General features: G+C 71.3%; 26 protein-coding genes. 10 read left to right on the top strand and 16 right to left on the bottom strand.

The features are described 5' to 3' along the window. Window positions 1-139 precede the first annotated feature (139 nt). Together ligA and ACFYY8_RS23410 are read right to left on the bottom strand one after the other, a co-directional pair. A complete protein-coding gene (gene ligA, locus ACFYY8_RS23405) occupies window positions 140-2,236 on the bottom strand; it encodes an NAD-dependent DNA ligase LigA (RefSeq protein ID WP_390044180.1) in 2,097 nt (698 codons plus the stop codon). A gap of 397 nt (window positions 2,237-2,633) precedes the next feature. Next, window positions 2,634-3,005, bottom strand: coding sequence for a hypothetical protein (locus ACFYY8_RS23410; protein ID WP_390044182.1), 372 nt, complete (start codon window positions 3,003-3,005; stop codon window positions 2,634-2,636). A gap of 520 nt (window positions 3,006-3,525) precedes the next feature. Here ACFYY8_RS23410 and ACFYY8_RS23415 point away from each other — a divergent pair. Next, the gene (locus ACFYY8_RS23415; protein WP_390044184.1) at window positions 3,526-4,947 is read left to right on the top strand and encodes a M4 family metallopeptidase; all 1,422 of its coding nucleotides are present in this window, start codon (window positions 3,526-3,528) and stop codon (window positions 4,945-4,947) included. Window positions 4,948-5,036: 89 nt separating this feature from the next. Here ACFYY8_RS23415 and ACFYY8_RS23420 read toward each other — a convergent pair whose 3' ends face one another. Beyond that, window positions 5,037-5,432 (bottom strand): RidA family protein, encoded by a 396-nt coding sequence (locus ACFYY8_RS23420; RefSeq protein WP_390044354.1) that lies wholly within the window; start codon window positions 5,430-5,432, stop codon window positions 5,037-5,039. A gap of 107 nt (window positions 5,433-5,539) precedes the next feature. Here ACFYY8_RS23420 and ACFYY8_RS23425 point away from each other — a divergent pair, with 107 nt between their 5' ends. Then, on the top strand, window positions 5,540-6,520 hold the full coding sequence (locus ACFYY8_RS23425; RefSeq protein WP_390044186.1) for a helix-turn-helix transcriptional regulator: 981 nt from the start codon (window positions 5,540-5,542) through the stop codon (window positions 6,518-6,520). Window positions 6,521-6,544: 24 nt separating this feature from the next. Here the strand turns inward: ACFYY8_RS23425 and ACFYY8_RS23430 are convergent, their stop codons facing one another. Next, entirely contained in the window at window positions 6,545-7,591 is a 1,047-nt protein-coding gene (locus tag ACFYY8_RS23430; protein ID WP_390044188.1) for a LuxR C-terminal-related transcriptional regulator, read from the bottom strand. A gap of 179 nt (window positions 7,592-7,770) precedes the next feature. Here ACFYY8_RS23430 and ACFYY8_RS23435 point away from each other — a divergent pair, with 179 nt between their 5' ends. Then, window positions 7,771-8,955 (top strand): RNA-guided endonuclease InsQ/TnpB family protein, encoded by a 1,185-nt coding sequence (locus tag ACFYY8_RS23435; protein ID WP_390044190.1) that lies wholly within the window; start codon window positions 7,771-7,773, stop codon window positions 8,953-8,955. Window positions 8,956-9,182: 227 nt separating this feature from the next. Here ACFYY8_RS23435 and ACFYY8_RS23440 read toward each other — a convergent pair whose 3' ends face one another. The 5 genes from ACFYY8_RS23440 to ACFYY8_RS23460 all read right to left on the bottom strand — a co-directional run bounded on the left by ACFYY8_RS23440 (window position 9,183) and on the right by ACFYY8_RS23460 (window position 13,541). After that, window positions 9,183-9,680 carry a flavin reductase family protein gene (locus ACFYY8_RS23440; protein WP_390044192.1) on the bottom strand — a complete coding sequence of 166 codons (498 nt, stop codon included), beginning with the start codon at window positions 9,678-9,680 and terminating at the stop codon, window positions 9,183-9,185. After that, on the bottom strand, window positions 9,677-10,888 hold the full coding sequence (locus tag ACFYY8_RS23445) for an acyl-CoA dehydrogenase family protein (RefSeq protein ID WP_390044194.1): 1,212 nt from the start codon (window positions 10,886-10,888) through the stop codon (window positions 9,677-9,679). Before ACFYY8_RS23445 ends, ACFYY8_RS23440 begins: the two co-directional genes overlap by 4 nt. A 40-nt stretch (window positions 10,889-10,928) precedes the next feature. After that, window positions 10,929-12,431: an aldehyde dehydrogenase family protein gene (locus ACFYY8_RS23450; RefSeq protein ID WP_390044196.1), complete on the bottom strand. Its 1,503-nt coding sequence runs from the start codon at window positions 12,429-12,431 to the stop codon at window positions 10,929-10,931. 1 nt (window position 12,432) lies between these two features. Beyond that, a complete protein-coding gene (locus ACFYY8_RS23455) occupies window positions 12,433-12,825 on the bottom strand; it encodes a YybH family protein (RefSeq protein WP_390044198.1) in 393 nt (130 codons plus the stop codon). Window positions 12,826-12,935: 110 nt separating this feature from the next. Further along, a complete protein-coding gene (locus ACFYY8_RS23460) occupies window positions 12,936-13,541 on the bottom strand; it encodes a TetR/AcrR family transcriptional regulator (RefSeq protein WP_390044200.1) in 606 nt (201 codons plus the stop codon). A 125-nt stretch (window positions 13,542-13,666) separates the two neighbouring features. Here ACFYY8_RS23460 and ACFYY8_RS23465 point away from each other — a divergent pair, with 125 nt between their 5' ends. Both ACFYY8_RS23465 and ACFYY8_RS23470 read left to right on the top strand, forming a co-directional pair. Continuing rightward, window positions 13,667-14,764, top strand: coding sequence for an aldo/keto reductase (locus ACFYY8_RS23465; RefSeq protein WP_390044202.1), 1,098 nt, complete (start codon window positions 13,667-13,669; stop codon window positions 14,762-14,764). Between the two features lie 75 nt (window positions 14,765-14,839). Next, a complete protein-coding gene (locus ACFYY8_RS23470) occupies window positions 14,840-15,259 on the top strand; it encodes a hypothetical protein (RefSeq protein ID WP_390044204.1) in 420 nt (139 codons plus the stop codon). A 25-nt stretch (window positions 15,260-15,284) separates the two neighbouring features. On the opposite strand, the gene ACFYY8_RS23475 is transcribed toward ACFYY8_RS23470, so the two are convergent. Beyond that, window positions 15,285-16,169: an IS5 family transposase gene (locus tag ACFYY8_RS23475; RefSeq protein ID WP_390044356.1), complete on the bottom strand. Its 885-nt coding sequence runs from the start codon at window positions 16,167-16,169 to the stop codon at window positions 15,285-15,287. Between the two features lie 111 nt (window positions 16,170-16,280). Then, the gene (locus ACFYY8_RS23480) at window positions 16,281-16,736 is read right to left on the bottom strand and encodes a MarR family winged helix-turn-helix transcriptional regulator (protein ID WP_390044206.1); all 456 of its coding nucleotides are present in this window, start codon (window positions 16,734-16,736) and stop codon (window positions 16,281-16,283) included. Between the two features lie 135 nt (window positions 16,737-16,871). On the opposite strand from ACFYY8_RS23480, the gene ACFYY8_RS23485 reads away from it, so the two are divergent. Then, window positions 16,872-18,086 carry an amidohydrolase family protein gene (locus ACFYY8_RS23485; RefSeq protein WP_390044208.1) on the top strand — a complete coding sequence of 405 codons (1,215 nt, stop codon included), beginning with the start codon at window positions 16,872-16,874 and terminating at the stop codon, window positions 18,084-18,086. A gap of 19 nt (window positions 18,087-18,105) precedes the next feature. Here ACFYY8_RS23485 and ACFYY8_RS23490 read toward each other — a convergent pair whose 3' ends face one another. The 3 genes from ACFYY8_RS23490 to ACFYY8_RS23500 form a co-directional block, all read right to left on the bottom strand. Then, complete coding sequence (locus tag ACFYY8_RS23490) at window positions 18,106-19,398, bottom strand: RNA polymerase sigma factor (protein WP_390044211.1); 1,293 nt, start codon at window positions 19,396-19,398, stop codon at window positions 18,106-18,108. 34 nt (window positions 19,399-19,432) lie between these two features. Beyond that, window positions 19,433-19,852, bottom strand: a complete 420-nt coding sequence (locus ACFYY8_RS23495) for a YciI family protein (protein WP_390044214.1) — start codon at window positions 19,850-19,852, stop codon at window positions 19,433-19,435. A gap of 96 nt (window positions 19,853-19,948) precedes the next feature. Next, window positions 19,949-20,296, bottom strand: coding sequence for a cupin domain-containing protein (locus ACFYY8_RS23500; protein WP_390044216.1), 348 nt, complete (start codon window positions 20,294-20,296; stop codon window positions 19,949-19,951). A 276-nt stretch (window positions 20,297-20,572) separates the two neighbouring features. Between ACFYY8_RS23500 and ACFYY8_RS23505 the strand changes: the two genes are divergently transcribed. Next, window positions 20,573-20,737, top strand: a complete 165-nt coding sequence (locus ACFYY8_RS23505) for a hypothetical protein (RefSeq protein ID WP_390044218.1) — start codon at window positions 20,573-20,575, stop codon at window positions 20,735-20,737. Between the two features lies 1 nt (window position 20,738). Here the strand turns inward: ACFYY8_RS23505 and ACFYY8_RS23510 are convergent, their stop codons facing one another. Both ACFYY8_RS23510 and ACFYY8_RS23515 read right to left on the bottom strand, forming a co-directional pair. Beyond that, complete coding sequence (locus ACFYY8_RS23510) at window positions 20,739-22,886, bottom strand: NB-ARC domain-containing protein (RefSeq protein WP_390044220.1); 2,148 nt, start codon at window positions 22,884-22,886, stop codon at window positions 20,739-20,741. A gap of 106 nt (window positions 22,887-22,992) precedes the next feature. Next, window positions 22,993-23,772, bottom strand: a complete 780-nt coding sequence (locus tag ACFYY8_RS23515) for a TetR/AcrR family transcriptional regulator (protein WP_390044222.1) — start codon at window positions 23,770-23,772, stop codon at window positions 22,993-22,995. 315 nt (window positions 23,773-24,087) lie between these two features. Here ACFYY8_RS23515 and ACFYY8_RS23520 point away from each other — a divergent pair, with 315 nt between their 5' ends. Genes ACFYY8_RS23520 through ACFYY8_RS23530 form a run of 3 tightly spaced genes read left to right on the top strand, consistent with a single transcriptional unit; the run spans window position 24,088 to window position 26,721 of the window. Then, the gene (locus ACFYY8_RS23520) at window positions 24,088-24,795 is read left to right on the top strand and encodes a DUF2306 domain-containing protein (protein ID WP_390044224.1); all 708 of its coding nucleotides are present in this window, start codon (window positions 24,088-24,090) and stop codon (window positions 24,793-24,795) included. A 31-nt stretch (window positions 24,796-24,826) separates the two neighbouring features. After that, window positions 24,827-25,492, top strand: coding sequence for a two-component system response regulator CseB (gene cseB / locus ACFYY8_RS23525; RefSeq protein ID WP_390044226.1), 666 nt, complete (start codon window positions 24,827-24,829; stop codon window positions 25,490-25,492). Beyond that, window positions 25,489-26,721: a sensor histidine kinase gene (locus ACFYY8_RS23530; protein WP_390044228.1), complete on the top strand. Its 1,233-nt coding sequence runs from the start codon at window positions 25,489-25,491 to the stop codon at window positions 26,719-26,721. Before cseB ends, ACFYY8_RS23530 begins: the two co-directional genes overlap by 4 nt. The last annotated feature ends 41 nt before the right edge of the window (window positions 26,722-26,762 follow it).

A 26,762-nucleotide genomic window follows, 5' to 3' on the forward strand; every position in this document is an offset into this window, starting at 1 on the left:
GGCCGACCGGCGGGCCCTGTCCGCCACCGGACAGGGCTGTGGACGGTCGATGGCCGGTGTGCCCTCCCGGATCAGGACGGTGCTCGATCACCGAGCGCCTGCAGCGTGGACGGCCCCGTCCCTCAGGCGGGGGAGGACGTCAAAGGAACGCGCCGACGAGTGCGGCGAACTCCTCCGGTGAGGCGATCCGTACGCCCAGGCCCTCGGCCTTGGCCTTCTTGGACCCGGCCTTGTCTCCGGCGACCAGCAGCGAGGTCTTGGCCGAGACCGAGGACGACGCCTTGCCTCCCGCCCGTTCAACAAGTTCGTTCATCTGGTTGCGCGACAGGTCCTGCAGGGGACCGCTCATCGCGCCGGTGACCACGACCGTCATCCCGGCCAGCGGCAACGCGGAGCCCTCGCCCTTCTCGTCCTCCTGGCCGTCGGCCGCCCCGTCGCCCGCCGCGGCCGGTGTGACGCCGGGCTCGACCATGTTCACCCCGGCCTGGATGAGCTTGTCGATCAGCGGACGCAACTCGGCCAGCTCGGCGACCACGACCGGGGCCTTCTCCGGGCCGATGCCCTCCACCACCTGCAGGTCCTCGGCGGACGCGGCGAGAACGGCCTCCATGGTGGCGAAGTGCCGGGCGATCCTGCGGCTCATCGACCGGCCCGTGCCGCGAACACCCAGCGCGCAGAACACCCTGCTGAGCGGCCGGGTTTTGGCGGTCTCGATGGCGGCCAGCAGCTTGTCGGTGCTGGTGTCCCCCATCCGCTCCAGGGTGAGAACCTGGTCGCGGGTCAGGAGGAACAGGTCGGCGAAGTCGGCGATGAATCCGGCGTCCAGCAGCTGGACGATGCGGGACTCGGCCAGGGTCTCGACGTCGAGGCAGTCGCGGCCGACCGCGTAGACGATGGAGGCCAGCGCCCGGCAGGTCCGGCCCCGCACGCATCGCCACCGTTCCTGACCGGTGTCGATGGCGTCTCCGCAGTTCGGGCACGTCTCGGGGAAGGCGATCGGCTGCTCGTCGCCGGTGCGCAGGTGCACCACCGGCGCCTCCACCCGCGGGATGACGTCTCCGGCCTTGTAGACGGTCACCGAGTCGCCCAGCATGAGACCACGCCGGGTGATGTCGCTGGGGTTGTGCAGCGTGGCGTAGGTGACGATCGACCCGTCGAGTTCGACCGGCTCCAGCACCGCGCGCGGGGCGATGATGCCCGTGCGGCCGGTGTTCCACTCGACCGCGACCAGCTTGGTGATCTTCTCGACGGCGGGCAGCTTGTAGGCGACCGCCCACCGGGGAGCGCGCGAGCTGAACCCGGCCTGCGCCTGGTCTTCCGCGAGGTCGCACTTGATCACGATGCCGTCGATGCCGAAGGCCAGATCCGCTCGCTGAGCGGCGATCTGCTCGACGCGGGCCTGGATCTCCTCGACACCGGTGACCGTGACGCCGGCGACCGGCGTGGCGGCGGTGGTCTGCACGCCCCACGCGGCGACCAGGCCCATGATCTGGCTGTGCGGCAGCTCGCGCAGCCGTACGGCCAGCTCGGAGCCGTCACCGGGCGGCAGCGGCAGCGCGCCGTAGCCGAAGAAGGTCAGCTCGCACACATATGGCCGGTCCTGCGCCCGCAGCGTGCCGGCGGCCGCGCTGCGCGGGTTGGCGAACGTGGTGCCGTCGTGGGCCTGACGTTTGGCGCACGCCGCCTCGAACTGGGCGGCGGTCATCATCACCTCGCCGCGGATCTCGACCGTGACCGGCTCGGTGAGCGTGCCCGGCAGGCCGACGACCGTCCCGATCGCGTGACTGACGTCCTCGCCCGCCGTACCGTCGCCGCGCGTGATGAGCTGGACCAGGCGGCCGTTGCGGTAACGGGCCGAGATCGCCAGGCCGTCGAGCTTGGGCTCCACGCTCCAGACGGTGACCGGACGGCCGAGGCGGCGCTCCAGCCCGGCGGCCCACTTGGTCAGGCCGTCGGCGGAGAACACGTTGTCCAGGCTCAGCATCGGGGTGCTGTGCGGAACGTCGCCGACGACGGCGCCTCCGGCGACCTTTCCCGTGGGCGAATCCGGCGACACGTCGCCCGGGTGCTCGGCCTCGTAGGCCTCGATGCCGCGGACCAGCCGGTCGTAGGCGTCGTCGTCGAGCGAGGAGGTGCCGTCGCCGTAGTAGGCGGCGGCGGCGTCGACCGCCAGCTGAACCGCTTCGACGTAGGCGGCCTGGTCAGCGGGGACGGTGAGAGGAGGCGTGTCGCTCATGAGGACATCCTGTCGAACGGAACCGACATTCTCCGGACCGTGGGCGTGAGGTGAACAGGGTGAGACTGGGGGCGATAGTTGGCCCCGGCAGTTCTGATCTGAGATCTCGATTCAAGATCAGCTGCTGGGAGTGCGTCACCGACTCACGCAGTAGCGTGGTGCGGTCGGATCGCTGCGGGTTGGAAAAATTGTTTCCGCAGTTCGAGGTCGGTGAGCAGTTCCGTGAACATTTGATGCTGGGGCCGCAGTGGTCACGGCGGTGGAGATTGCTCTCGTTGCGACCCCCAGCTATAGATGGCGGCTGAGAGAAGACCGAGCAGCGGGTTCTCCCGGATTTCCAGACATCGTTGGCGGGGGTTCCCAGGTCTTCTTGACGGCTCCAAAAATGAGCTTTCCTTCAGGTGGCCGTTGGCCAGTCGGTGTCGAGGAAACGCGTGGTGGCAGAGTCGAGGAGGGCACCGAACTTCTCGGGGGTGGTGATCTGCGGGCATTCGGCGACGACCTCTTCGTTGGCCATCGCATCGAGGTCTGCCCAGCCGCCGCGATATAGAACGATCTGCACCTCGGCCCATTCGTCGGCACCACGGACGCGCACGCCGACCGAGTCCGGGTCGACGACCAGAGCGCGGTCGGTCTCCAACGGCTGAGGCCAGGGTGCAGTCTCATCTCGCCAGGTGATCGGTCCAGGGCTGAGCCCGCGCGCAGTCCAGGCGAGCAGGCGTGCGGTGATCTCGGCGGCAGCCTGATCGAGGTCGATGACGTGATCCATGAGGAGATCTTCGCCTGTGACGCTTTCTCGTGTCTTGTTCGCCAGGGCGGTCGACGTCCAGCCGCCAACAAGATCTGGGGACCGTCGTCTATAGCCGGGGAGTCACACTCGCGAACTGCGCCGGCAGATCGACAAGGCCAACTATCGCCCCCAGTCTCAGGTGGGCAACCGGCCGTGCGCGTCGTCTGAACGATCACGCGGAGCCCACGTGCCCGCCGGAGACCGAAGGAGCGTCCAGCGGACCTCCTCGCGGAAGGTCGGATGGTCCAGGCCGGGCCGGTTTCCTGTGCGCGCAGGTCAGGCCCCGCTCCGTCGATTCACGGCCGAGGTCACGAGGACGCTTCGGGACCGGAACGTGTTTTCCGGCCCGTGGCCCGTACGCCCGCAGGGAGCGCTATGCACGCCATACGCCCGAAATATAAGTATTTGTAGGGTTCTCCGCCCCTCGTGTCGATGTCACCGTTGGGGCAGCCCTGGCCGGCCACGGCTCCTTGCGCCTGCGGACAAGGAGTCATCGCGTATGAACCTCAAACCCACACTGGGAGCGTTCGCTCTCATGACGGTCGTCGCCATGGGCACGACGGCGCCGGTGAACGGCGCGGAGGCCACGGGCACGGCGCACAGTGGTGCGGGAACCGCCGGTCAGGCGTTCCTGGGCTCGGGCAACAGTCACTTCAACGGCAACCCGGTGGCCGTCCAGACCACGTACTCCGGGGGCCTGTACTCCCTGAACGACCCCACCCGCCCCGGTCTGAGCTGCGGCCGTCTCAACGGCCCCGTCCTCACCAAGACGACCGACACCTGGGGCGACGGAACCGGTACCAGCCTGGAGACCGCCTGCGTCGACGTCATGTTCGCCGCGCAGAAGCACTGGGACATGCTGCGTGACTGGCTGGGACGCAACGGCGTCGACGGAGCCGGCCACTCCTACCCGGCATCCGTCGGCCTCAACGACGTCAACGCCTACTGGGACGACAACCGCGCCGTCTTCGGCCACAACAGCGCCCGCACCGACCAGCTCACCTCGCTCGACCTGGTCGGCTACCACTACGGCCTCGCCGTCTACGCCAAGACCGGTTACGACGACGGTAACGGCCCGGAGGCGCAGTCCCTCCGGCTGTCGGCCGCCGACATCTTCGGCACCCTGACCGAGCACTACGCCAACCACCCCCCTGCCCTGGACGAACCGGACTACCTGATCGGCGAGGAGGTGAACATCGTGGGCGGTGGGGCGCTCAGGAACATGTACAACCCCTCACTGACGGGTAACCGGAGCTGCTACCCCCTCTCCATGATCCCACCCGCCGACGGCGGACCGCAGGACCACTGGTTCTACCTGCTCGCCGAGGGCACCAACCCGCCGGGCAAACCCGCCAGCCCGGTCTGCGCGGGCCCGTCCACGCTGGCCGGCGTCGGCGTCCGGAAGGCCGCCCGGATCTTCTATCAGGGGATCCAGCGCAAATCCCTCGGCTGGTCGTACGGCAGGGCACGCGTGGCCACCATGCTGGCCGCGAAGAACCTCTACGGCTGCCCCGAGATGAACGCGACCAAGGCCGCGTGGACCGCCGTCGGCGTCCCCACCCAGTCCGGCGAGCCGACCTGCTCGACGCCCACTCCCCCGCCGTCCCCCGCCCCCCATCTCAGTGGGATCACGGTCGACCCGCCCTCGGCCACGGTCAGCCCCGGCGGGTCGACCACCGTCCAGATCAAGCTGTCGCCTGACACGGCCCAGCCGGTGACCCTGTCCGCCACCGGCAATCCCGCGGGGACGACCGTCGGCATCGCCCAGAACGGTCAGACCATCACGGCGACCATCAACGTCTCGGTTAGCGCCCCCCTGGGCAACCACGTCATCACCTTCGCCGCCACCTCCGGCGGCTCCACCAAGACGACCTCTTTCGCCCTCACGATCATGGGGGAAGGTGATCAGCCGACGCATTGACGAACGACCGCCACGGACGCGGCCGGAGGAGGGGCGGACGCGGAGACCGTCCGCCCGTCCGACCGCCGGGACGGCTCACCCGCGCCGCCTCAGGCGACGGCGGTTCCCTCAAGTTCGACCATCAGGTCGGGGATCGCCAGCCGTGTCACCCCGAGCATCGTGGTCGACGGCGCCACCCCCACGGCACCCAGCCGCGACGCCAGCACGCCGTAGTGCTCGAAGAGCCGGTCCACGTCGGTGGTGTAGACGTTGAGCCGGACGAGGTCGGCGAGGGACATGCCCGCCTCGCCGAGCACGGCCTCCAGGTTGTCCAGGCTCAGCGCCAGTTGCTCCGCCATGTCACCGGCGTGCCGGGGCCTGCCGTCGCCGCCCATCGCGGTCTGCCCGGCGCAGTACAGGGTCCGGGTCTGCCCGGAGACGAGTTTCCCCTGGTCGTATCCCAGCTCCGTCGACCACGCCCACGGGTTGACCGCCGTTCGTTCCACTGCCATGTCAGCTCCATTCGATTACATTCATCGGCCCGAGGGCCATGTCATCAAGCCTCCCGGCAAATCACGACATCTTGTGTCGTGTATTCCAGTAGTGTTTTTGCGTGCGTGCCGATCGGCTGGTCTCGCTGGTGCTGCTGTTGCGGCGGCACGGCCGGCTGTCCGCGGTCGCGCTGGCCCGCGAGCTTGAGGTGTCCACCCGCACCGTGCTGCGCGACATCGAGGCGCTGTCGGCGGCCGGTGTCCCGGTCTACGCCGAACGCGGAAGGCACGGCGGGTTCTCGTTGCTGCCCGGTTTCCGGACCGAGCTGACCGGGCTGAACCACGACGAGGCCCTCGCCCTGCTGATCGCCGGGTCCCGGCGCGGCGCGCAGGCGTTCGGCCTCGGCTCGGCACTCGCCTCGGCGATGCTCAAGGTGATCGACGCGCTGCCGGAAAGCCATCAGGACATCGCGGCCGAGGCGGCCGAGCGGCTGCTCATCGACCCGGAGACCGACCTCCTCTCTCGCCGGTCGGTCGCCGAGGAGGTGCCGGACGCCGTGGTCGCCGAGATCCGGCGCGCGGTGCTCGCCGGGCACAGGCTGCGCATCCACTACGCGGCCGTCGACCAGGCCCCGAGGTGGCGCACGGTCGACCCGATCGGCCTGGTCACCGTACGCGACCAGGGCTATCTGCTGGCCACGCGGTCCGGTGCCGACCGCACCTACCGGCTGTCCCGAGTCCTGGCCGCCAAGAGGCTCGCCGAGCCCGCGCGGCGACCGGACCGGGTCGACCTGGACCGGGCCTGGCAGGAGCGCGGCACGCGGTTCCGCGCCGGCGGCGACCAGGTCGCCGTGCTGGTACGGCTGGCCCCGGCCAGGCGGGAGGAGCTGGTGGGCACCGCGCTGGCCGTCCTCGCCGAGGAGGTCGACCCGGACGGCCTGCTGCGGATGGAGGTGACCTTCCAGGACGCGAGACACGCCAAGTGGGCGCTGTGGCAGCTCGCCCTGGACGCCGAGGCCCTGGCCCCGCGGTGGTTGCGCGCCTGGCTGCGCGAGCGCGCCACCGCGATCGCCACCCGCTACGAGGACCTCCCCGAGGGCTGACGGACGCCGGGCCGTACGGCGGGCTCAGCGCAGCAGGCGGTCGAGCAGTTCCGCGCGCGTGTGCACGCCGAGCTTGGCGTAGATCGACTTGAGGTGGTGCTTGACCGTGTGCGGACTGATGAACAGCTCGGCCGCGATCTCACCGTCCCTGCGGCCGGTGAGGGCGCGGGTGGCGATCTCGGCCTCACGCGGGGTGAGGGACGCCAGCCGGTACGGGGCGACCAGGCGCGCCGTACCGTCCCGTACGGTGATGACCGAGACGATCACGTCCGGCTGGCCGGGCAGCCGCTGCGAGGTGACGGTGAGGTGCGGCCCGGCCTCCAGGGCGCCGTCCGCGCTCCAGGAGACGACCGTCCTGTCCCCGTCGCAGTCGAGCAGCCGTTCCACCTCCGGGCGGGCGGCGCCGAGCCTGGCGAACAGGGACAGAGCGGGCGCGTTGAGATGGCGCCGCGCCAGCGCCAGGTCGGTCAGCACGACCGGAGTGCCGCACCGGTCGAGCGCCTCGGCCAGCTGGCGGCGTTCACGTTCGATCGAGGACCGCTCCCGCACCGCGGACACCGCGATGCCCAGCACCATGGCCGCCACGTGGGCGGCGTCGCGGTCGGCCTCGGTGAACTCGGGCTGCCCGTCCCGCCGGGCCAGGTTCAGCGTGCCCGCCACCTCGGCGCCGACGACGAACGGTGCGCACAGCACCCGCGCCATGGCGTGCGGGGCGAACACGTCGTGCACGATGGGCAGCTTCAGCCACTCCTCCCTCGGCATCAGCGAGTCGCTGTCGCACACCCGGCGTTCGCGCAGAGCTCGCTGGACCACGGGGTCCCGGTCGCGGCCGTGACGCTCGTAGCTGCGCACGTAGTAGTCACCCAGTCCCCGCACCCTGGCTGCGGCGGGGCGCCCGGTCACGTTGTCGTGCACGTAGACGCCCGCGGCGAAGGAGCCGAACCTGCCCGGCGCCTCCTCGAGGAAGTCGAGGAAGCGGTCGAGCAGCCGGTCGAGGGAGGGCGAGGCGACCAGCTCGGCGACGAGCGCGGGCGGCAGCGATCGGACCGGATCGGCGGCGGGACCGCCCATCAGATTCTCCCGAGGGGACTGTCGCCTTTAGGTGACGGGGGAATCGGGAGCGGGAGGGCCGCCAAGGCCCGAGCGTGCGGTGACCCGCCTGGTCCGCGCATCGCGGGTGTCCTTCCTGGTTTTGTCGGTGCCGGCCGATACCGTGACGGTGTCGTTGCCGAACGTGAGGGGGGTGGGGTGTGCGCAGATCGTTCAAATTCCTGTTGCGTCCCACCCGTCACCAGGAGATCGCGCTGGCGGCGTGCCTGGACGACCACCGCACGCTGTACAACGCCGCTCTGGAGCATCGCCGCACCGCCTATGCCAAGGCGGGCGTGAGCATCCGCTACGGCGAGCAGTCGGCCGAACTGAAGCACGTCCGCGCCGACGACCCGGACGGGCAGGGGCGCTGGTCCTTCTCCTCCCAGCAGGCCACCCTTCGACGGCTCGACAGGGCGTTCGCCGCGTTCTTCGACCGCGTCAAAGCAGGCCGCACGCCCGGGTTCCCGCGTTTCAAGGGTCGGGGCCGGTTCGACACGGTGGAGTGGCCCAGGGACGGTGACGGCTGCCGGTGGGGCTCCCAGCCCGAACACCCCAGCGCCACCTATGTCCGCCTTCAGGGTGTCGGGCATGTCCGGGCGCACCGGCACCGGCCGGTCAAGGGCCGCGTGAAGACGATCGGCGTCAAACGGGAGGGCGACCGCTGGTATGTGGTGCTGTCGTGCGACGACGTGCCCGCCGAACCACTTCCCGCCACGGGTACGGCGGTCGGTATCGACCTGGGCGTCGCCTCGCTGGTGACCGCCTCCGGCGGCGAGCACGTCGCCAACCCGCGCCACCTGGCCGCGACCGCCGATCGTCTCGCGCAGGCGCAGCGAGCCCTGGCTCGTAAGAAGCGCGGCTCGCGGCGGCGCCGTAAGGCGGTCGCCCGTGTCGCCGCCCTGCACGGCAAGGTCCGCCGTCAGCGCCTCGACCACGGGCACAAGGCCGCGCTCGCCCTGGTCCGCACTTACGACGTGATCGTGCACGAGGACCTGCGGATCGCGAACATGACCCGCTCGGCCGCGGGCACAGTTGAGAGGCCCGGCCGGAACGTCGCGGCCAAGTCCGGGTTGAACCGGAGCATTCTGGATGCGGGGTGGGGGGTGTTCCTGACGATTCTGTCGTACAAGGCTGAGAGCGCCGGTCGAGAGCTGATCGCGGTGAACCCCGCCCACACCTCCCGCACCTGCGCCGCCTGCGGGCACCGCGCTGCGGAGAACCGCCTCGCCCAAGCCGGGTTCCGATGCCGGGAGTGCGGGCATGCCGCGCACGCCGATGTGAACGCGGCGGTCAACATCTTGAGGGCAGGGCTTGCCCTTCGCCAGGCCGCGGAAGCGGCTTAGCGAGAAGCCGCTTCCTTCAGGGAACGGAGGAGTCACGACGTGCTCCACTCTCGACACGCTCGGCCGGGCGGCCCGCCGAGGCGTCCCGCCCGGACCGGCTTCCTCCCACCTTCCAGGAGGACGGCCGTGGCCGCCAAGCGTCGGGTCCGCTCAGCGGACCCGCGCCCGGCGGGCCGTCGTCCGGCCGGGTCCGGCGGGTCGCTGTCCGGCCGGGTCCGCCGGGGCCGTCATCCGGCCAGACGGCCGTGGAGGAAGAGCAACGGCTCACGCTCGGGTTCGGCGGCCAGTGAGACCACCCGCCCGATGAGCATCCAGTGTGAGTTGTTGCGCAGTGTCCCCGCCAGGCGGCACTCGAAGCTCGCCGTGGTCCCGGCGAGCAGCGGCGCGCCGACCACGCCGGGGACGTGGTCCACGTGCTCGAACTTGTCGGAGTCCTTCGAGGCGAACAGCCGGGCCGTGGCCGCCTGCCCCGAGGAGAGCACGTTCACCGCGAACACCCCGGAGCGTTCGATCGCCGACCAGGTGCGGGAGGTCGCCGCCAGGCAGACCAGCACCTGGGGCGGGTGCAGGGTGAGGGAGGTGAAGGCGTTGACGGTGCTGCCGTACGGCGTGCCGTCCAGGGTCGTCGTGACGACCACGACCCCGGTGGGGAACTGGGCGCACGCCGATCTGAAGGCCTCGGGAGTCGGCTCGGTCGACGGCTCGCACGAGGTGGTCCCGTTCATGACGCCGTGCGCAGGGCCGGTGCCTGGCCCGGGTCGAGCCCCATCGAGATCAGCCCGGCCATCTCGGCGCACGCCAGCGCGTTGGGCGGCATGATCGGGCCGGTCATGGCGTCCCGCAGCATCAGCTCGTAGCCCTTGGCCCGCATCAGCGAGTTGAGGCCGCCCGCCGTCGTGCCGAGCGTGGAGATCGTGTGAATCGCCGTGCCGACCATCAGCTTCGCCCGCAGGAACGCGGCGCAGGTGTTCAGGCTCGGCCCGCTGTTCTCGTCGGCCTCCCAGGCCGCGTGGTACATCATCAGCCTGGCCGCCTCGATCTGGGCAGCGATGTGCCCCATCGCGGTGCTGATCGTCGGGTGGTAGCCCATCGGCTGGGCGTGGCCCTTGGCCGTGCGCGTCCCGAGGGCGTTCTGCAGCCACTCCGCCATCGCCTCGGCGACACCGAGGTAGACGCCGGTGTAGCCGCCCCACGCGATGTGGGCCTGGGCCACGATCCAGTTGCCGAGGAAGTCGTCGAACTCGCACAGGACGAGGTCGTCCGGCACGAACGCCCCCTCGATGCGGACCTGGTTGCTGCGGGTCGAGCGCATTCCCAGCGTGTCCCAGTCGTCGGTGACCGTGATCGCGCCGTCCTGGCGGGTCGGCATCAGGAAGCCGACCACGTGGGTCGGGTCGTCCGCCCACTCCGGGTGGGCGAACATGAAGGCGTAGTCGCTGGCCTCCCACAAGGAAGCGAACATCTTCGTGCCGCTGACCTCCAGGCCGCCGGGCACCCGGCGCGCGGAGAGGGTGGGCATGTAGGTGGCGGGCAGCAGGCTCGACGCGGACGGCTCGGACAGCGGCGCGCAGATCAGCGCGCCGTCCCGGACCACCAGGTCGGCCACCCGCTTCTTGGCGTCGGCCGGTACGGCGTCGAGCGTGGCGATGATGCGGGTGGCCACGTAGTGCATGTTGAAGCCGAGCGCGGTCGAGGCGTCGCCCTTGGCGAGCGCCTCGACGGTGGCCAGCCACTGGGTCGTCCTGGCCCCGAGGCCGCCGAGGTCGCGCGGGAGCGCGACGCCGTACAGGCCCGCCTCGCGCAGTTTGGCGAGGTTCTCCGTCGCGGTGCTGCGGTCGCGGTCGTGCTCCCTGGCGTGGGGGGCGAACCCGGCGGCGAGTCTCGCGCCGAGCTCGGCCAGTTGCGCGCTGTGTTCGTCGAGGTCGAAGCGCATGGTGGTGCCTGTCTTCCTGGTCGATCTGTTCTGAAGGGTCTCAGGTCCACATCGGTGGACGGGCGGTGTCGAGGCTGGCGTGGACGACCTTGGTCGAGGTGTACTCCAGGAGGGTCGAGGTGGCCCCCTCCCTGCCGAAGCCGCTGGCCTTGACGCCGCCCTGCGGCTGGCCGAGCGGTGTCGCGAACCAGGTGTTGATCCAGACCATCCCGGAGTCGAGGCGGTCCGCCAGCCGGTAGGCCTGGGCGAGGTCGGTGCTCCACACCCCGTTGGCCAGCCCGAAGGCGACCCGGTTGGCCCGTTCGACGACCTCCTCCTCCGAGGTCCAGGACTCCACGGTGAGCACGGGGCCGAAGAACTCCTCGCACGAGGCGCTGGTCGTGCCGTCCGGGGAGGCCAGGACGGTCGGCCGGTAGTAGCTGCCCCCGGCCAGCTCGCCGGGCATCTCCGGGACGTGCCCGCCCGCCCTGAGCCCCGCTCCCTCGGAGAGCGCGGCCCGCACCCTGGCGGCGACCAGGTCGCGGTGCCTGGCCGTCACCAGCGGGCCGAGCTGGGTGGCCGGGTCGAGGGCGTCGCCGACGACGATCGACTCGGCGCGGGCGACGACCCTTTCGAGGAGTTCGTCGTAGCGGTCCCGGTGCACCATGAGCCGTGAGGAGGCGAAGCACACCTCGCCGTTGGCGGCGAAGATGCCGGTGAGCACGTCCTCGGTGACGGTGTCGAGGTCGGCGTCCGGGCAGACCACCATGGCCCCCTTGCCGCCCAGTTCCATCAGCGCCGGGACCAGCCGCTCAGAGACGCCCCCGAGGATGCGGCGCCCGGTCTCGGTGCCGCCGGTGAAGCTGACCTTGGCGACGTCGGGGTGTGAGACGAGCGCGTGCCCTGCCTCGGGGCCGAACCCGGTGACGACGTTGACGACGCCGGGCGGGAACAGGTCCTGCACGAGCCGGACGAACTCCACCGTGCTGACCGAGGCCAGCTCCGACGGCTTCACCACGACGGTGTTGCCCGCGGCCAGGGCGGGCGCCAGCTTGTGCGCCACCGAGATCAGCGGCGAGTTCCACGGGACGATCGCGGCGACGACGCCGAGCGGGCGCGGCGTGGTGGAGACGTGGGCGCCGGGGCCGCAGAGCACGGTCCGCCCGTGCAGGTCGCGGACGACGCCGGAGAAGAACCGGAAGATCTCCGCGGCCGTCGGCACGTCGATCAGGCCGCCCTCGCGGATGGCTCTGCCGTTCTCGGTCGCGAGCAGGGCGGGCCAGCGTGCCGCGTCCTGGGTCAGCCGCTCGGCGACGGCCCACAGCAGGGCCTGCCGGGTGTCGAGCGAGGTCCGCCGCCAGGTGTCGAAGGCGCTCCTGGCCGCGGCGACCGCGCGGTCCACGTCGCCCGCCGTACCCTCGGCGACCTGCGCCCAGACGCGGCCGGTGCTGGGGTCGACGGCGGGGAAGGTCCGGGTGGCCCGGACCTCCTCGCCGCCGATCAGCAGGGGCCGCGGGGCGGCCAGCACGAGCCGTCCCCCCGTGGTGGCTTCGGTCGTGGTCATGTCAGAAGCCGATGTGCTGGGAGTGGAAGGGGTTGTCGATGCGGATGCGCCAGGTGCCGTCGGTCTGGCGACAGAAGACGTTGCTGTCCACGGCGCCCATCTCGATCGGCTCCCCGTCGGGGCCGGTCCCGGTCAGGTGCCATCTGAGCGCGACCAGGGCGACGTCCCCCGCCTCGACCCGGTGCAGTTCCTCGATCGTCAGGTGGGGCTTGGTGTCGATGAACCGCTGGAGCGCCTCCCGCAGGGCGGGCAGTCCCCGGACGGGCTCCGTCCCCGGCGCGGTCTGGAAGACGGTGTCCTCGTCCCAGCAGGACACGGCCAGGTCGAGGTCCCCGGCGTTCATGGCCTCGACGAACAACTCGTTGAGCTCGGTGACGCTGTTGTGCGAACCCACGGTTACTCCTTGGTGAGGGGGGTGCGTTTCCCTCAACGTAGGTTCGGCCGCGGGTGGCCACATCCCGCCGGGACGGGGTTCGCGGGCATCCCCTGTTCGGGGGATGCCCGTCAGTTCGCGGGGAAGGCGCCCGCGCGCAGGCTGGCGATGCCCATGTCGAGGGCGGCCTCCAGGTGGGTGGTCTCGCCGGTGGACATCTGGATCAGCACGCCGCCCTGGACGCACGCGAGCAGGGCCGCCGCGGCGCGGTCGGGGTCGACGGCGGGGTCGATCTCGCCGGTGCCCTGCATGTGCCGTACGCCGGCGGCGAGCTCGGCCTGCCAGCGGCCCATCAGCCCGGTGACCACGGCGCGGGCGCCGGGGGTGCCCTCGCCCAGGTGCGAGGTGACGGCGTTGAGCGGGCACAGGCCACCCTGCCTGCGGTAACGCTCGACGACGGTGTCGCGCCACGACCGCCAGGCGGGCCAGGAGGTGAGGTCGCCGAGCTGGGGCCGCTGGTCCTCAAGCACCCGGTCGGCCTCCAGGCGTGCCACGGCCAGCAGCAGCTCCTCCCTGCCGCCGGGGAAGTAGTGGAACAGCTGGCTCTTGCTGGTGGCGGTCCTGGACAGCACGTCGTCGAGGGTCGTCGCGGCCACGCCGAACTCGCGGATGTGCGCGGCGGCGCCGTCCAGGATGCGCTGCCGGGTCGCGGCCCCCTTGCGGGTCAGCGTGGGCATGACCACCTCCAGATTGGACTTTTCAGTCCATATTATCGCGCAGATTTTGGACTTGACAGTCCATTTTATGCCACGCAAGGTGGGTCGGGAAACCACCCGCCCATCTCAGAACGGGGAGGACCCCCATGTCTCTCGACCAGTACTACCTGCTCGGACGTTCCGGACTGCGGGTCAGCAGGCTCGCGCTCGGCACGATGAACTTCGGCACCGGCGGCTTCCACGCCGCGTACGGCAAGGCCCGGGACGAGATCCGCCCCGTCTTCCGCCGCTACCTGGAGGCGGGCGGGAACCTCATCGACACGGCCGACTTCTACACCGCCGGAGAGAGCGAGACCATCCTCGGCGATCTCATCGCCGAGGCCGGGGTGCGCGACAGGGTGGTGCTCACCACCAAGTTCACCAACAGTGTCGAACCCGGAGACCCGAACGCGGGCGGCAACGGCCGCAAGCACATGATCAGGGCGGTCGAGGCGTCGTTGCGCCGCCTGCGCACCGACCACATCGACCTGTTCCTGCTGCACACCTGGGACCGGATCACCCCCGTCGAGGAGGTCATGCGGACCTTCGACGACCTCACCAGGGCTGGGAAGATCCGTTACGCGGGCCTGTCCGACGTGCCCGCCTGGTACGCGGCGCGGGCCCAGACCCTCGCCGATACCGGTGCCTTCCCCCCGGTGCTCTGCGTGCAGCTGCCCTACTCCCTCATCGACCGGGCGATCGAGTTCGAACACGTCCCGATGGGACGCGACCTGGGAGTCGGCATCACGGCGTGGAGCCCCCTCGGCGGCGGCTTCCTGACCGGCAAGTACCGGCGCGACGGGCAGGGTCTGGCCGGGCCGGGCAGGCTCGACCGGTCGGGCTCCGCCTGGCGGTCGTGGACGGACCGGGAGTGGCGGATCCTGACGGCGGCCGAGAAGGTCGCCGCCGAGCTCGGGGTGACGACGGCCCAGGTCGCCGTCAACTGGGTCGCCACCCAGCCCGGGATCGCCTCGGCGATCGTCGGGGCGAGCGACGTGCGGCAACTCGACGGCACCATGGCCGCCCTCGGCTTCGAGATCCCGCAGGAGCTGCGCGCCGTCCTCGACGAGGCGAGCGCCGTGACGCCTCCGCTGGTCTACGGCATGTTCACCCCGGAGTACCAGGGCGACCTGGTCAGCCCGGGGGTCAAGGTCGGGGACAAGCCCGCCGGGTACGCCCCCGCCGTACGGAACTGGGTGGCCTGACAGCCGTCAGGGTGGGAGTGCCGCGGCCCCCTTCAGGTCTTCTGCCTCCCCGGCGCCGGGCCTAGCCTCGAAGACATGGACCCTGAGACCACGGGCGCGGTCACGGCCCGGGACAACCCGCTCGGCCGGTTCCTGCGCACCCGCCGCGAACGCCTGAGCCCCGAGGACGCGGGCATACCGTACGGCCCTCGCCGCCGGGTCGCGGGCCTGCGCCGGGAGGAGGTCGCGGCGCTGGCCGAGGTGAGCATCGACGACTACGCGGAGACGGCGGGCGCGCGACGGGCCTCGACCCTCGCCACGTACGGCAGGCAGCCCGGCGACCCGGTCCGCGCGAGCGAGGCGATCATCACCGCCGTCGGGTCGGAGCGGCCGCCGCTGCGCCTGCTGCTGGGCAGGGCCGCCTACGACGTGGCCTCCGCCCGCCTCGGCACCCTCAGGACCACCTTCGACACCTGGCGCGACCTCACCCTCAGCGCCGACTACCCCGCCTCCTGACGCGGGGGCACGGCTAGGAGTTGTCTCAAAGTGAGGTCAGCAGCCAGTCGTTGATGATGGCGATGTGAAGGCTGGCCTCGTAACGGGCGGCGAGTTTGTCGTAGCGGGTGGCGGCGCCGCGATGGCGTTTGAGCCGGTTGATGCCGCATTCGACGGCGTGACGAGCGCGGTAGTCCTCGCGGCTGAACAACGGCGGGCGGCCACCGGCGCAGCCGCGCCTCTTGCGGTGGCGGATCTGGTCGGCAGGTTCGGGGATCGTTGCGGGGATGCCGCGTCTGCGCAGGTAGGCGCGGTTAGCGCGGGAGCTGTAGGCCTTGTCGGCCCGCACCCGGTCAGGCCGGGTGCGGGGACGGCCGGACCCGATCCTTGGAACGTTGATCTTCTCCAGCACGTTGCGAAACTGCGGCGAGTCACCACGCTGCCCGGCCGTCACCAGCAGCGACATCACCTTTTGGCCCTGCTCGCAGGCCAGGTGAACCTTGGTGGTGAACCCGCCCCGGGAACGTCCCAGAGCGTGATCGGCCGGTTCGGGGACGACGCCGCCCGCCGGCTCTTTCTGCGGGGCGGATCGCGCTCCGGCGGCGTGCCGGTGAGCGCGGGCGGTCGTGGAGTCCACGCTGATCTCCCACATGATGCGGCCTGCGGAATCCGCCCGGGCCTGCAGTTTGGTGATGATCCTCGCCCAGATCCCGGCCCGCTGCCACCGGCGAAACAGCGAGTACACCGCCTGCCAGGTGCCGTAGTGCTCCGGGACGTCGCGCCAGGGCGCCCCGACCCGGACCCGCCACCGGATCCCATCGATGAGCTGCCGCTTCGTCCACACAGACGGCCGACCCGATCGGACGGGCGCAGGCAGCAGTGGTTCCAGCCGCGCCCATTGCTCATCGCTCAGATCGAACCGCCGCGACACCACTAGAGTGGCCACGAGGTCTCCGGTACTGGTTGTTCTTGGTCGATCAACCCATCTACCGGAGACCTCACTTACTTAGCGATCCCGACACACCGGACTTCGAAACAGGACCTAGGCGCGCTCCCGCCCGCGCAGGCCGGCCGCGTCGTCGACGTATCTGAGCAGCAGTCTGGCGAACTGGAGCCGTTCCCTCCTCGGCCAGCCCTCGGTGATCTGCTCGAACGCCTCGCGCTGCCCCTTGACGAAGCACTCGCGCAGGTCGGCGCCCTCCTGGGTGAGTTGGAGCACGGTCCGTCTGCCGTCCTCCTGCGAGGCGGCGCGCAGCAGGTATCCGGAGGAGATGCAGTCGGAGACCATGCGGCTGGCGACCGACTGGTCGACCCCGAGCTCCTCGGCGACGCCGCCGACGGTCATCTCGTCGCGGCTGTCGGCGACGATGTTGAGCACCATGTTGCGGGAGGCGTCCCTGCGTGAGGCGGGCACGCGCCGCCGCAGCCGGGCGAAGATGGGCCCGATGCCGTCGAGGAGGGCCTCCTCCTCCGGGGTCATGTCGTCACCGCTGGTCATGGAGACATCCTAACCGTCCTGACGAACAAACATACATATGCGTTACAACACGCACATGCATGCTATTGGTCATGTATTTTCTTGGGCATGGGCGGCACCAGGCCGCCCGCACCGCCCAGGGAGGCAACAGTGTCCATGACCGCCGTGACCAACGCCCGCGTCTTCGACGGCGAACACGTCCTGCGGGAGACCACCGTCGTGATCGGCGGCGGGGTCGTCACCGCCGTCGGAGGCGACGTGCCCGCCGGGGCGAACGTCGTCGACGCGAGTGGCGGGACGCTGCTGCCCGGCCTGATCGACGCCCACGCCCACACCTCCGAGCAGGCGCTGGCGTTCGCGCTGAGGTTCGGGGTCACGACCGAACTGGAGATGCAGGGGCTGTGGACCAAGCCCAACAGGGCCCGCCTCCGCGACGACGACGCCCTCGCCGACGTGCGCTCCGCGGGGTTCGCCATCACCCCGCCCGGCGGCCACCCCAGCGAGCTGTTCCCGCCGGGCACACGCTTCGGCGGTGACGGGCCGACCGGCGGCCAGGCCCCGGTGAAGCCGTTCTCGACCACCCCCGAGGAGGCGAGGGACTTCGTGCCGAAGCTCGTCGAGACGGGTTCCGACTACATCAAGTTCATGGTCGACGACGGCACGGTCGAGGGCCACCCGGGCCTGCCCATGCTCGACCAGGCGACCCTGAACGCCGGGGTCGCCGAGGCCCACCGGCACGGGATGCTCACCCTCGCCCACGTCCTCACCGTCGAGGCGACGCGCATGGCCGTCGAGGCGGGTGTCGACGGCCTGGCCCACCTGTTCATGGACCGGCCTCACGACGACGAGATCATCGATCTCATCGCCCGCTCCGGCGCGTTCGTCGTCCCCTGCGTGGTCCTCAACGCCTCCATGACGGGGATCACCGGAGCCGACCTCGCCGAGGACCCGCGCGTCGGCTCCCGTCTCGACGAGGCCTGGCTCACCACGCTGCGCGGCTGCTACGGCCACTACCCCCAGGGCAGGCTGGAGGACGTCCTGGACACGGTCGGCGCCCTGCGCGCCGCGGGCGTGGACATCCTCGCCGGGACCGACGCCGCCTTCCCGCTGCCCTTCCTCGGCGGTGTCGCCCACGGCGCCAGCCTCCACCGTGAGCTGCGCTACCTCGTCCAGGCCGGGCTGACGCCCGTCGAGGCGCTGCGTGCCGCGACCAGCGTCACGGCACGCCGCTTCGGCCTCACCGACCGGGGCAGGATCGCCGTGGGCGCCCGCGCCGACCTGCTCCTCGTGGACGGCGACCCCACGACCGACGTCTCCGCCACCCTGGACATCCGCGCCGTCTGGCGCCGCGGCACCCGGCTGGCCGCCTGAGCGCCCCCGGCGGACCTGGTCACCCCCGCAGCGCCGCCGCCTTGCTCAGCAGTACAGACCGTTCGCGGACGTTGCCGCACAGGCGGGCGGCCAGTTCGAACTCGGCGCGTGCCTCGGCGGCCCTGCCGAGCCTGGCCAGCAGTTCGCCGCGCACACCGGGCAGCAGGTGCGAACCCGGCAGGCGACCGGCGACGGCCAGGTCGTCCACGATGTCCAGCGCCTGCCCCGGCCCGTCCGCCATCGCGACGGCGACCGCGCGGTTGAGCTCCACGACGGGTGAGGGCGCCACCCGGCCGAGCGCCTCGTAGAGGATCACGATCCGTCTCCAGTCGGTCTCCGCGACCGAGGGGGCCGACGCGTGGCAGGAGGCGATCGCCGCCTGGAGCCCGTACGGCCCGAGCCCTCGCCCGGCCCCCGCCGCGCGGGTGAGGGCGGCCAGGCCCCGGCGGATCGCCGAGCGGTCCCACAACCGCCGGTCCTGGTCCTCCAGGAGCACCGCCTCCCCGTCGGGACCGGTGCGCGCGGGAAAACGCGCGGCGGTGAGTTCGAACAGGGCGAGCAGCCCGTGCGCCTCCGGCTCGGCCGGCAGCAACGCGGTCAGCGTCCTGGCCAGGCGGATCGCCTCGTAGGCGAGGTCGGTGCGCAGCAGGTGGTCACCGGCCGTCGCCGTCGAGCCCTCCGTGAAGATCACGTAGAGCACGCCCAGGACGCCGCCGAGCCGCTCGCGCCGATCCTCCGGCGGCGGCAGCTCGAACGGCACCGCCGCCGCGGCGATCGTCTTCTTCGCCCGGGTGATCCGCGCCTGGACCGTCGGCACGGGAACCAGGAACGCCCTGGCGATCTCCTCGCTCGACAGGCCGCCGACCACGCGCAGGGTCAGGGCCACCCGTGCCTCCGGGGAGAGCACCGGGTGGCAGGCCACGAACATCAGCGCGAGGACGTCGTCGTCGATCCGTTCTGGATCCCACGGCAGGTCGTCCCGGTCCGGCGGGACCCGCGCGCCCGAGGTGGCCTCCCCCTCGGTGAGCTGCCCGGCGAGCATGGCGTAGCGCTCGCCCAGCGCCGCCCCGCGGCGGAAGCCGTCGATGGCGCGCCGCCGCGCGGTCGTCAGCAGCCAGCCCACCGGGTTGTCCGGCGTGCCATCGCGCGACCAGGTGACGAGCGCCTCGGCGACCGCCTCCTGCGCGACGTCCTCGGCCAGCGCGAAGTCACCGGTGTAGCGGGCCAGAGCGCCGACGATCCTGGCCGACTCGATCCGCCAGACGGCCTCGACGACCCGCCGTACCGGCTCACCGACCGTTTCCGTGCTCATCTTTTGCGCTCATCTTCTGTGCATGTCCCTGTGGTCAGAGCTGGCCGGTCCGCTCGCGCCACGCCCGCTCCTTGGCGACCCACTCGTTGTCCTGGGGGAACTCGTCGATGCCGGGCACCCGGCGGATCTCACACTTGGAGCCGGCCATCATGGGGATCCGCCTGGCCCACTCGACCGCCTCCTCCTTGGAGGCCACGTCGATCAGGTAGAAGCCGCCGAACAGCTCCTTCGTCTCGCCGTACGGGCCGTCGGTGACCACCGGCGTCTGTCCGCTGAAGTCGACGACAACGCCCTGGGCCGGGTCGTCCAGCCCCTCCGCGGCGACGAGCACGCCCGCCTTGATCAACTCGTCGTTGAAACGCCCGACCGTTTCGAGCATCTCCTCGAAGGGCGTGTTCATCATCTCGGCGAGGCTCTCGTCCGTGCCCCTCATGATCAGCATGTACTTCGCCATCTCCGGTCTCCTCCGCTGTCGGGGCCGTCCTTCGGCCCTCTCACCCACAGGTCGAACGGCGTGACGGCGGATCGACACGGCGGGCGAACTTTTTTCTCAGGCGTCCCAGCTCTGGCGGTTGAGGGAGACGGTGAGCAGGACGACGGCTGCCTCGACAGCCTCAAGGTCGTGCCGGGCGTCGGGCACGATCAGCAGGTCACCGGCCAAACCGTCCCAGGAGTCGTCGCCCGCGCTCAGCCGGACCCGCCCCCGCAGGACGTGCACGGTGGCCTCACCGGGGTTCTCGTGCTCGCCGAGCCGCTGTCCGGCGTCGAGCGCGATCAGCGTCTGGCGGAGCGAGTGCTCGTGCCCGCCGTACACGGTGTGCGCGCTGCGCCCGCTCGACGCGGCACGGGCGAGGTCGAGCTGCTGGGAGGCCAGTGCGGTCAGTGACAGCTTGTTCATTCGGTCCCCTGAACGGTACGGACGAGGTGATGGGCGTCCGATCTCCCACGCAGACGGTACTTCCCCCCTTCCTCGGCCGCATATCGGGGCGCTCCGGAACGGCGGTTCTTTTCCCTGCCATTCATATGGCGCTGGGAAGCGTGTTCACGGAAAAGGGGAAACCACTTGGCGGCGGGAACTCTTCTCGTTTCCTGCGCCGAACGATCAGGCGGTATGGTACGTGCTCGTTGAAAATCACCGATGGCCCGAGCGCCTGGATTACCCGGTCGGAGGATCGTGAGCGGCGAGGACCGGCCGTGGGCGGGGAATTCTCCAGCGGGCACCTGGGGCACCGTCCGCACCCGCCGCAGCGTCCTGGCCGTGGCCAGGAACATGACCTCGGCAGGCCGGCTGCTCGACGTGCTACCCATCTTCGGCTCCGACCTACGCGTCCGGACGTGAGTCAGGAGTCCGACGGGGCCGGAGGGGGCAGGCGCCCGCCCAGTTCGTCGGCCTTCGCCGTCTTCCCCAGGTCGAGATAGACGGCGATCGCCCGGCGTAGGTGCTCCTCCGAACCCCGCTCGTCTCCCATGTCAGCGGTGAGGCCGGCCAGGATCTCCCAGGCTCTGGCCTCCTTGAGGGGGAGGCCCCTGGCCCGCATGGTGTGCGCCGCCTCCGTCACCCTCTCCACGATCTCCTCCGGCCTGCCGAGCGTCCGGTGGACGAGTCCCAGCTCAATGTCGATCTTCGCCTGGCTGGTCTCGTCCTCGGCCCCGATCAGCCCCTTGGCCCGCTCGAACGCCTCGAACGCCTCCTGGGGACGGCCCGCCGCGGTGTGGGTCAGGCCCAGATGGTAGGACTGCAGCCCCGCGCCCCGGGCCCTGCCCAGCGCCTCGTTGACGGCCAGGGCCTCGGTGAAGTGCCCGATCGCGGCCTCGAAGGCCCCTCGGGCCAGCTCGACCTGGCCGAGCGATTCGAGCACCGCCGCCTCAAGCCGCCTGTCGCCGGACTCCACGGCCAGGGACCTGGCCAGACGCAACTCCTCGTCCGCGGGCCCGAGCTCGCCGAGCTCGACGAACGCCCTGGCCGTCTGGTTGCGCATGCGCGCCTCCGCGGCCCGGTTCCCGAGGCGGCCCGCGGCCAGGGTGCCCAGCCTGCCCGCCTCGATCCAGTCGGCGTAGTGCTTGCGGCTGTGGTGCAGCACCCACAGGGCCTCGACCGTCTGCCAGACGACGTCGTCCCACCCGGCCCGCTCCGCGAGGCGGAGGACGGCGAGCATGTTGCCGCGCTCGCCGTCCAGCCAGTCCAGGGCCTCCCGCGCCGAGGAGAACGTCACCTCGGGCTCGACCGGCTCGGGGACGGGAGCCAGACGCAGCCGGGACCTCGTGACCGCCCGGTCGGCCGCCATGGCGCACGCCCGGTACCAGCGGGCCATCCGGCCGAGCACCGCCTCCCGTTCCCCGGGGGCCTCCTCCCGTTCGGCGAGCCGGGCCGCGTGCAGTCTGACCAGGTCGTGGAACCGGTAACGCTCCTGCGCGGTCTCCTCAAGCAGGTTGGCCTCGAGGAGCAGCTCCAGCAGCTCCTCCGTCTCCCGCTCCCCCACCCCCGCCACGACCTGTACGGCCTGGGCCGAGAGGTCGGCGACCGGGACCGCGCCCAGCAGCCGGTAGAGCCGTCCCGCCCCCGACGGCAGCGCCCGGCAGGCCGTCTCGAACACCGCCTCCACGATCGTCTTCCCCCCTACCGCCAGGCGTTCCAGCCTGCGGCGCTCGTCGGTCAGCTCCGTCACCAGTCTGGCGATCGGCCGTCCGCGCCGCTGCGCCAGGCGGGCGGCGGCCACCCGCAGCGCGACCGGCAGCCCTCCGCACAGCCGCGCCAGCTCCCCGGCGGCCTCCGGTTCGGCGTGGACGCGCTCCTCGCCGAGCACGCCCGCGAGCAGCCGTACCCCCTGCTCCTCGTCGAGCGGGGCGAGCGGGACCGGGACCGCGCCGGTGACGACCAGCTCGCCGAGCCTGCTGTGGCTCGTCACCACGACGACGCCGCTCGCGGACGCCGGAAGCACCGGCGTCACCTGGGCGGCGTGTTCGACGTCGTCGAGCAGGATGAGAAGCCGCAGGTCGGCTGTCCTGGAACGGAACAGGGCCGCCCGCTCGGACGGGTCGGCGGGGATGCCCGCCTCGCGGACGCCCAGGGCGCGCAGGAAACCGCCGAGCACGTCGCTCATCGCGACCCCGCCCTCGTGACGCAGGTCGCCCAGGCCGGCATAGAGCTGACCGTCGGTGAACCGCTCACGCACCCGGTGCGCCCAGCGGCGGCTCAGCGCGCTCTTGCCCACCCCGCCGAGGCCGTTGACGACGGCCACCAGGGGAGCGGAACCGTCACCGCCCTCGTCGAGGAGCCGGTCCAGCTCGTCCAGTTCCCTGACCCTGTTGACGAAGTCACGCGGCTCGGGAGGCAGCTGCCGGGGAATCTCGGCGACGGGCGGTTCCTGGGCCGCGAACGTGAGGTGCTGGATGACTCCGGCCTGCACGACGTTGCCCCCGACCTGGCCGGAAAGGTCGTTGCGCGTCCCGCTCGCCCCTGACCGCTCGTCATCGGATTCGATCACCATGCTCAAGCAACCGCCTCAGGTCTGGTCACACTTCGGACGGCGGCCCGCCACCGGGAACACGCCATGGGGTAAATGATCGCAACCATGACGCCACTTCACGAGTGGCTCAGGGCCTCGAAGCCTGCCGTGCGTCTCCCGCTTCTCGAAGGCCGGTCCGGTCCGCCGGGATCCGGCGGTGGACGTCTCTGCACATGTTCCGCATCGCCACGTGGAAGACCTCGGCCTGGTGGGCGCCGATGAACGTGGTGTGCCCGAACACCTCCAGGGCCACGAGACCGTGCATGCGCCCCCACGCGTCCAGGAAGAGGGACACCGCGGGGGGCGGCAGGGCTCCGAGGCCGTCCGGGGGCAGGTGTTCCAGGTGCGCCCTGAACGAAGGTGAGGGTTCCGGGGTGTCGGCCGCGGCCAGCTGCTCCGTGGAGAACTCACCGAACAGTTCACGCATGAATATGGCGCTCATCCGGCGGACGGCCTGGGTGGTCGGCCCCTCGGCGGGCGCCTCGTAGTGCCGCAGCGGCGTTCCGTAGATGAGCTGGAACCGCTCGGGATTGACCATGGCCCAGCGCCGGTAACCCTCGGCGGCCAGCACCACACGCGGCACCGTCGTCCTGTCCGGGGCGGCGTCGACGGCACCCTGCACGGCGTCGGCGAGGTCGTCGTACGCCTTGGCGATGAGTGTCGTGACGAGGTGGTCCCGGCTCGGGAAGTAGTGGTAGAGCGCCTGCACGGTCATTCCGAGACTTCGGGCGACCGCTCGCAGGGACATCGCGGCGGGCCCGTGTTCGGTGAGGTGGCGCTCGGCGGCGGTCACGATCTCCTGGACGGCGACGGCCCGGCGCCGCCGGCGCAGTGGCGGTACGTCGGTAGCCGCTTCGTCGGATGTCATGCGGTGACCGTACGGCATCCCCTTCACGGCTCCAAGGAAACCGCGCCCTGTTCGGAAAATCTAACACTGCCAAATTCTCTTTCCACTCACTAGCGTGATGAACGCCCACGGGAAACGGCCCAGCCCACAGGAGGGGTGGTGACCGGCACCGACCCGGGACGCCGGGATCCGCCGCCCCTGCGGTGCCGGACATGTGGTGGGGCGCTCCGCCGAAGAGGCATCCGGGCGGCGGCGCCGTCCTCAACGCGATATCCGTCCGGCCGGACCCGAACCCCGTCGGCAGGCCCACTCGTCCACCGGTATTGGAGTACCCCTATGACCGCCTCGCCCGCCCCCAGGACCAGCCGCCGCCGGTGGTGGTGGGCACTGTGGGGGCTGATGGCCGTGTCCGCGATCGGCATCACCGCCTACGCGGTGCCCCCTTACCTGTCGGGGAACCCGGCCGACAGCAGCGTGCCGATCGACCCGAACGTGGCGCTGCACTACCTATCCCTCGCCGTGCACGCCGTTCCCGGCGGCCTTGCTCTGATCATCGGCCCCTTGCAGTTCATGACCTGGCCGCGCGTCCGCAGGCCCGGGCTGCACCGGGTGATGGGCCGGGTCTACATGGTCTCCGTCCTGATCGCCTCCGGCGCGGCGGCGTTCGCCGCGACGTTCTCACTCAGCGGCTTCTCGATCCAGGTCGCGTTCTACCTGCTCGTCGCGGCCTGGCTGTACACGCTGGCCGAGGCGTACCGGAGCATTCGCCGCGGCGACGTACAGCTGCATCGGATCTGGATGATCCGTAACTACGCCCTGACCTTCGCCGCCGTCTCCCTGCGCGTCTATCTGGCCGTCGGCCTGCAGCTGAAGCAGTCGTTCGTCTCGTTGCCGTTCGACGAGATCTACGACGCCAGTGGTTGGGCGTCCATCCTGGTCAACGTGGTCGTGGCCGAGTACTTCATCATCCAGCGCACACTGGCGTCGCCGGCCCGCCGGGCAGCGTCGGCAGGCCTCCCCGACCGCGACCCGCTGCGGCGGTGAGCGGGGCGGTCCGGGACGCATAAGGTACAGCGTGACCTCCATCCTGCTCGTCGAGGACGACGACGTGATCCGCAGAGGCGTCTCGATGGCCCTTGAGCGGTACGGCTACCGCATGGCCACCGCCTCGGACGGCCTGGGCGGCCTGGAGTCCTTCCTGGCCGGTGACCACGACCTGCTGGTGCTCGACGTGATGCTCCCCGGGCTCGACGGCATCGGCCTGTGCCGCAGGGTCAGGGAGTCCAGCCAGGTGCCGATCCTGATGATGTCGGCGCGCGGCGACTCCCCCGACGTGGTCTCCGGGCTGGAGGCCGGGGCCGACGACTACGTGGTCAAACCGGTCGACATCCCGGTGCTGGTGGCCAGGATCAGATCGCTGCTGCGCCGTACCACCGCTCCCGTCTCCCAGCCCGGCGTGCTGAGGTTCGGCGAGCTGACCGTCGATCCGGCCGCCCTTGAGGTACGGCTCGGCGGGCGTCCGGTGGCGCTGGCGCCGACCGAGTTGCGGCTGCTGCTGGAGTTCGCGGCCAACCCGGGGATCGTGCTCGAACGCGCCACGCTGCTGCGCGACGTGTGGGACTACGGCTGGGACGGCGACAGCCGGGTCGTCGACCTGTGCGTACAGCGGCTGCGCAAGAAGATCGGCGCGGACCGGATCGAGACCGTGCGCGGGTTCGGTTACAAGCTGCGCAAGGCATGAAGCCCTCGCTGCGCTGGAAGGTGGCGGCGCTGATCACGCTGGCCTGCTGCGCGGTGACCGCCGTGGTCGGGGTGCTGGTCCACCGGACGACCTTCGACCGCGCGATCGGGCAGGCCAAGGAGCGGGCGGTGGAGTCGGTCCACAAGGCCGTCGAGGGTCACCGCGCGAACGCTCCCGCCGAGGATCCCGCCTCCTGGATCGGGCGGATCGGGCGACTCGGCGAGCTGCCTGACTCCCTGCGTGCCCTGCTGACCGGCGACGAGGCCGTCGCCTGGTACGACGACGGCAGGCCGACGCGGCCGTGGATGTGGGCCGCGCAGCGGATCGACGGGGATCTGGTGGCCTTCTCCCGGCTGGAGATGGGCTCGGAGAGGGTGAGGTTGCACGCCCTGGACCGCGCCATGGTCCAGGCCGCGCTGATCGCGCTCGCGGTCGTGGTCCCGGTCTCGGTCGGCCTGGCCGAGCTGACCAACCGGCGGCTGAGGCGGGTCGCCGCCACCGCCCGCAGGATCGCCGACGGTGACCTGGACGCCCGTGTCTCCGCCCCGGGGCGCGGGCTCGGGCGTGACGAGATCGCCGACATCTCCGTGGCCGTCGACTCCATGGCGGCGAGTCTGCAGTACCGGCTGCTGGCCGAGCAGCGCTTCACCGCCGACGTCGCCCACGACCTGCGCACCCCGCTGATGGGCCTGGTCACCGTGGCCGGGCTGCTCGACGAGGGCGAGGCGGCCGACCTGGTTCGTGACCGGGTCGGGGTGCTGCGCTCGCTGGTCGAGGACCTGCTGGAGGTCTCCAGGCTGGACGCGGGCGCCGAGGTGGCCGAACGGGTCCGGGTGCCGCTGGCCGAGCTGGCGCGACGGTCGGCGGCCCGCGTCGGGGTCGAGGTGCGGGTGACCGTCTCGGGGGACCCGGTGGCCGAGACCGACCCGCGCCGCCTGGACCGCATCCTGGCCAACCTCGTCCTCAACGCCCACCGCCACGGCGGCCCGCCGGTCGAGATCGCCGCCGGAGACAACGTGGTCGAGGTCCGCGACCACGGGCCGGGGTTCCCGCCCGAGCTCCTGGCCGACGGGCCGAAGCGCTTTCGCACCGGTGCCGCCGAACGTGGCCGGGGCCACGGCCTGGGGCTCACGATCGCGCTCGGCCAGGCGCACGTCATCGGCGCCGGCCTGACCCTGGCCAACGCCCCCGAGGGCGGCGCCGTCGCCACCCTCAGGCTCCCTGCCTGATACACGGCTGATACACGATTAAGCCACGGCGAAGACACAAC

This window comes from Streptosporangium sp. NPDC001559 (assembly GCF_042893955.1).
GTDB lineage: Bacteria > Actinomycetota > Actinomycetes > Streptosporangiales > Streptosporangiaceae > Streptosporangium.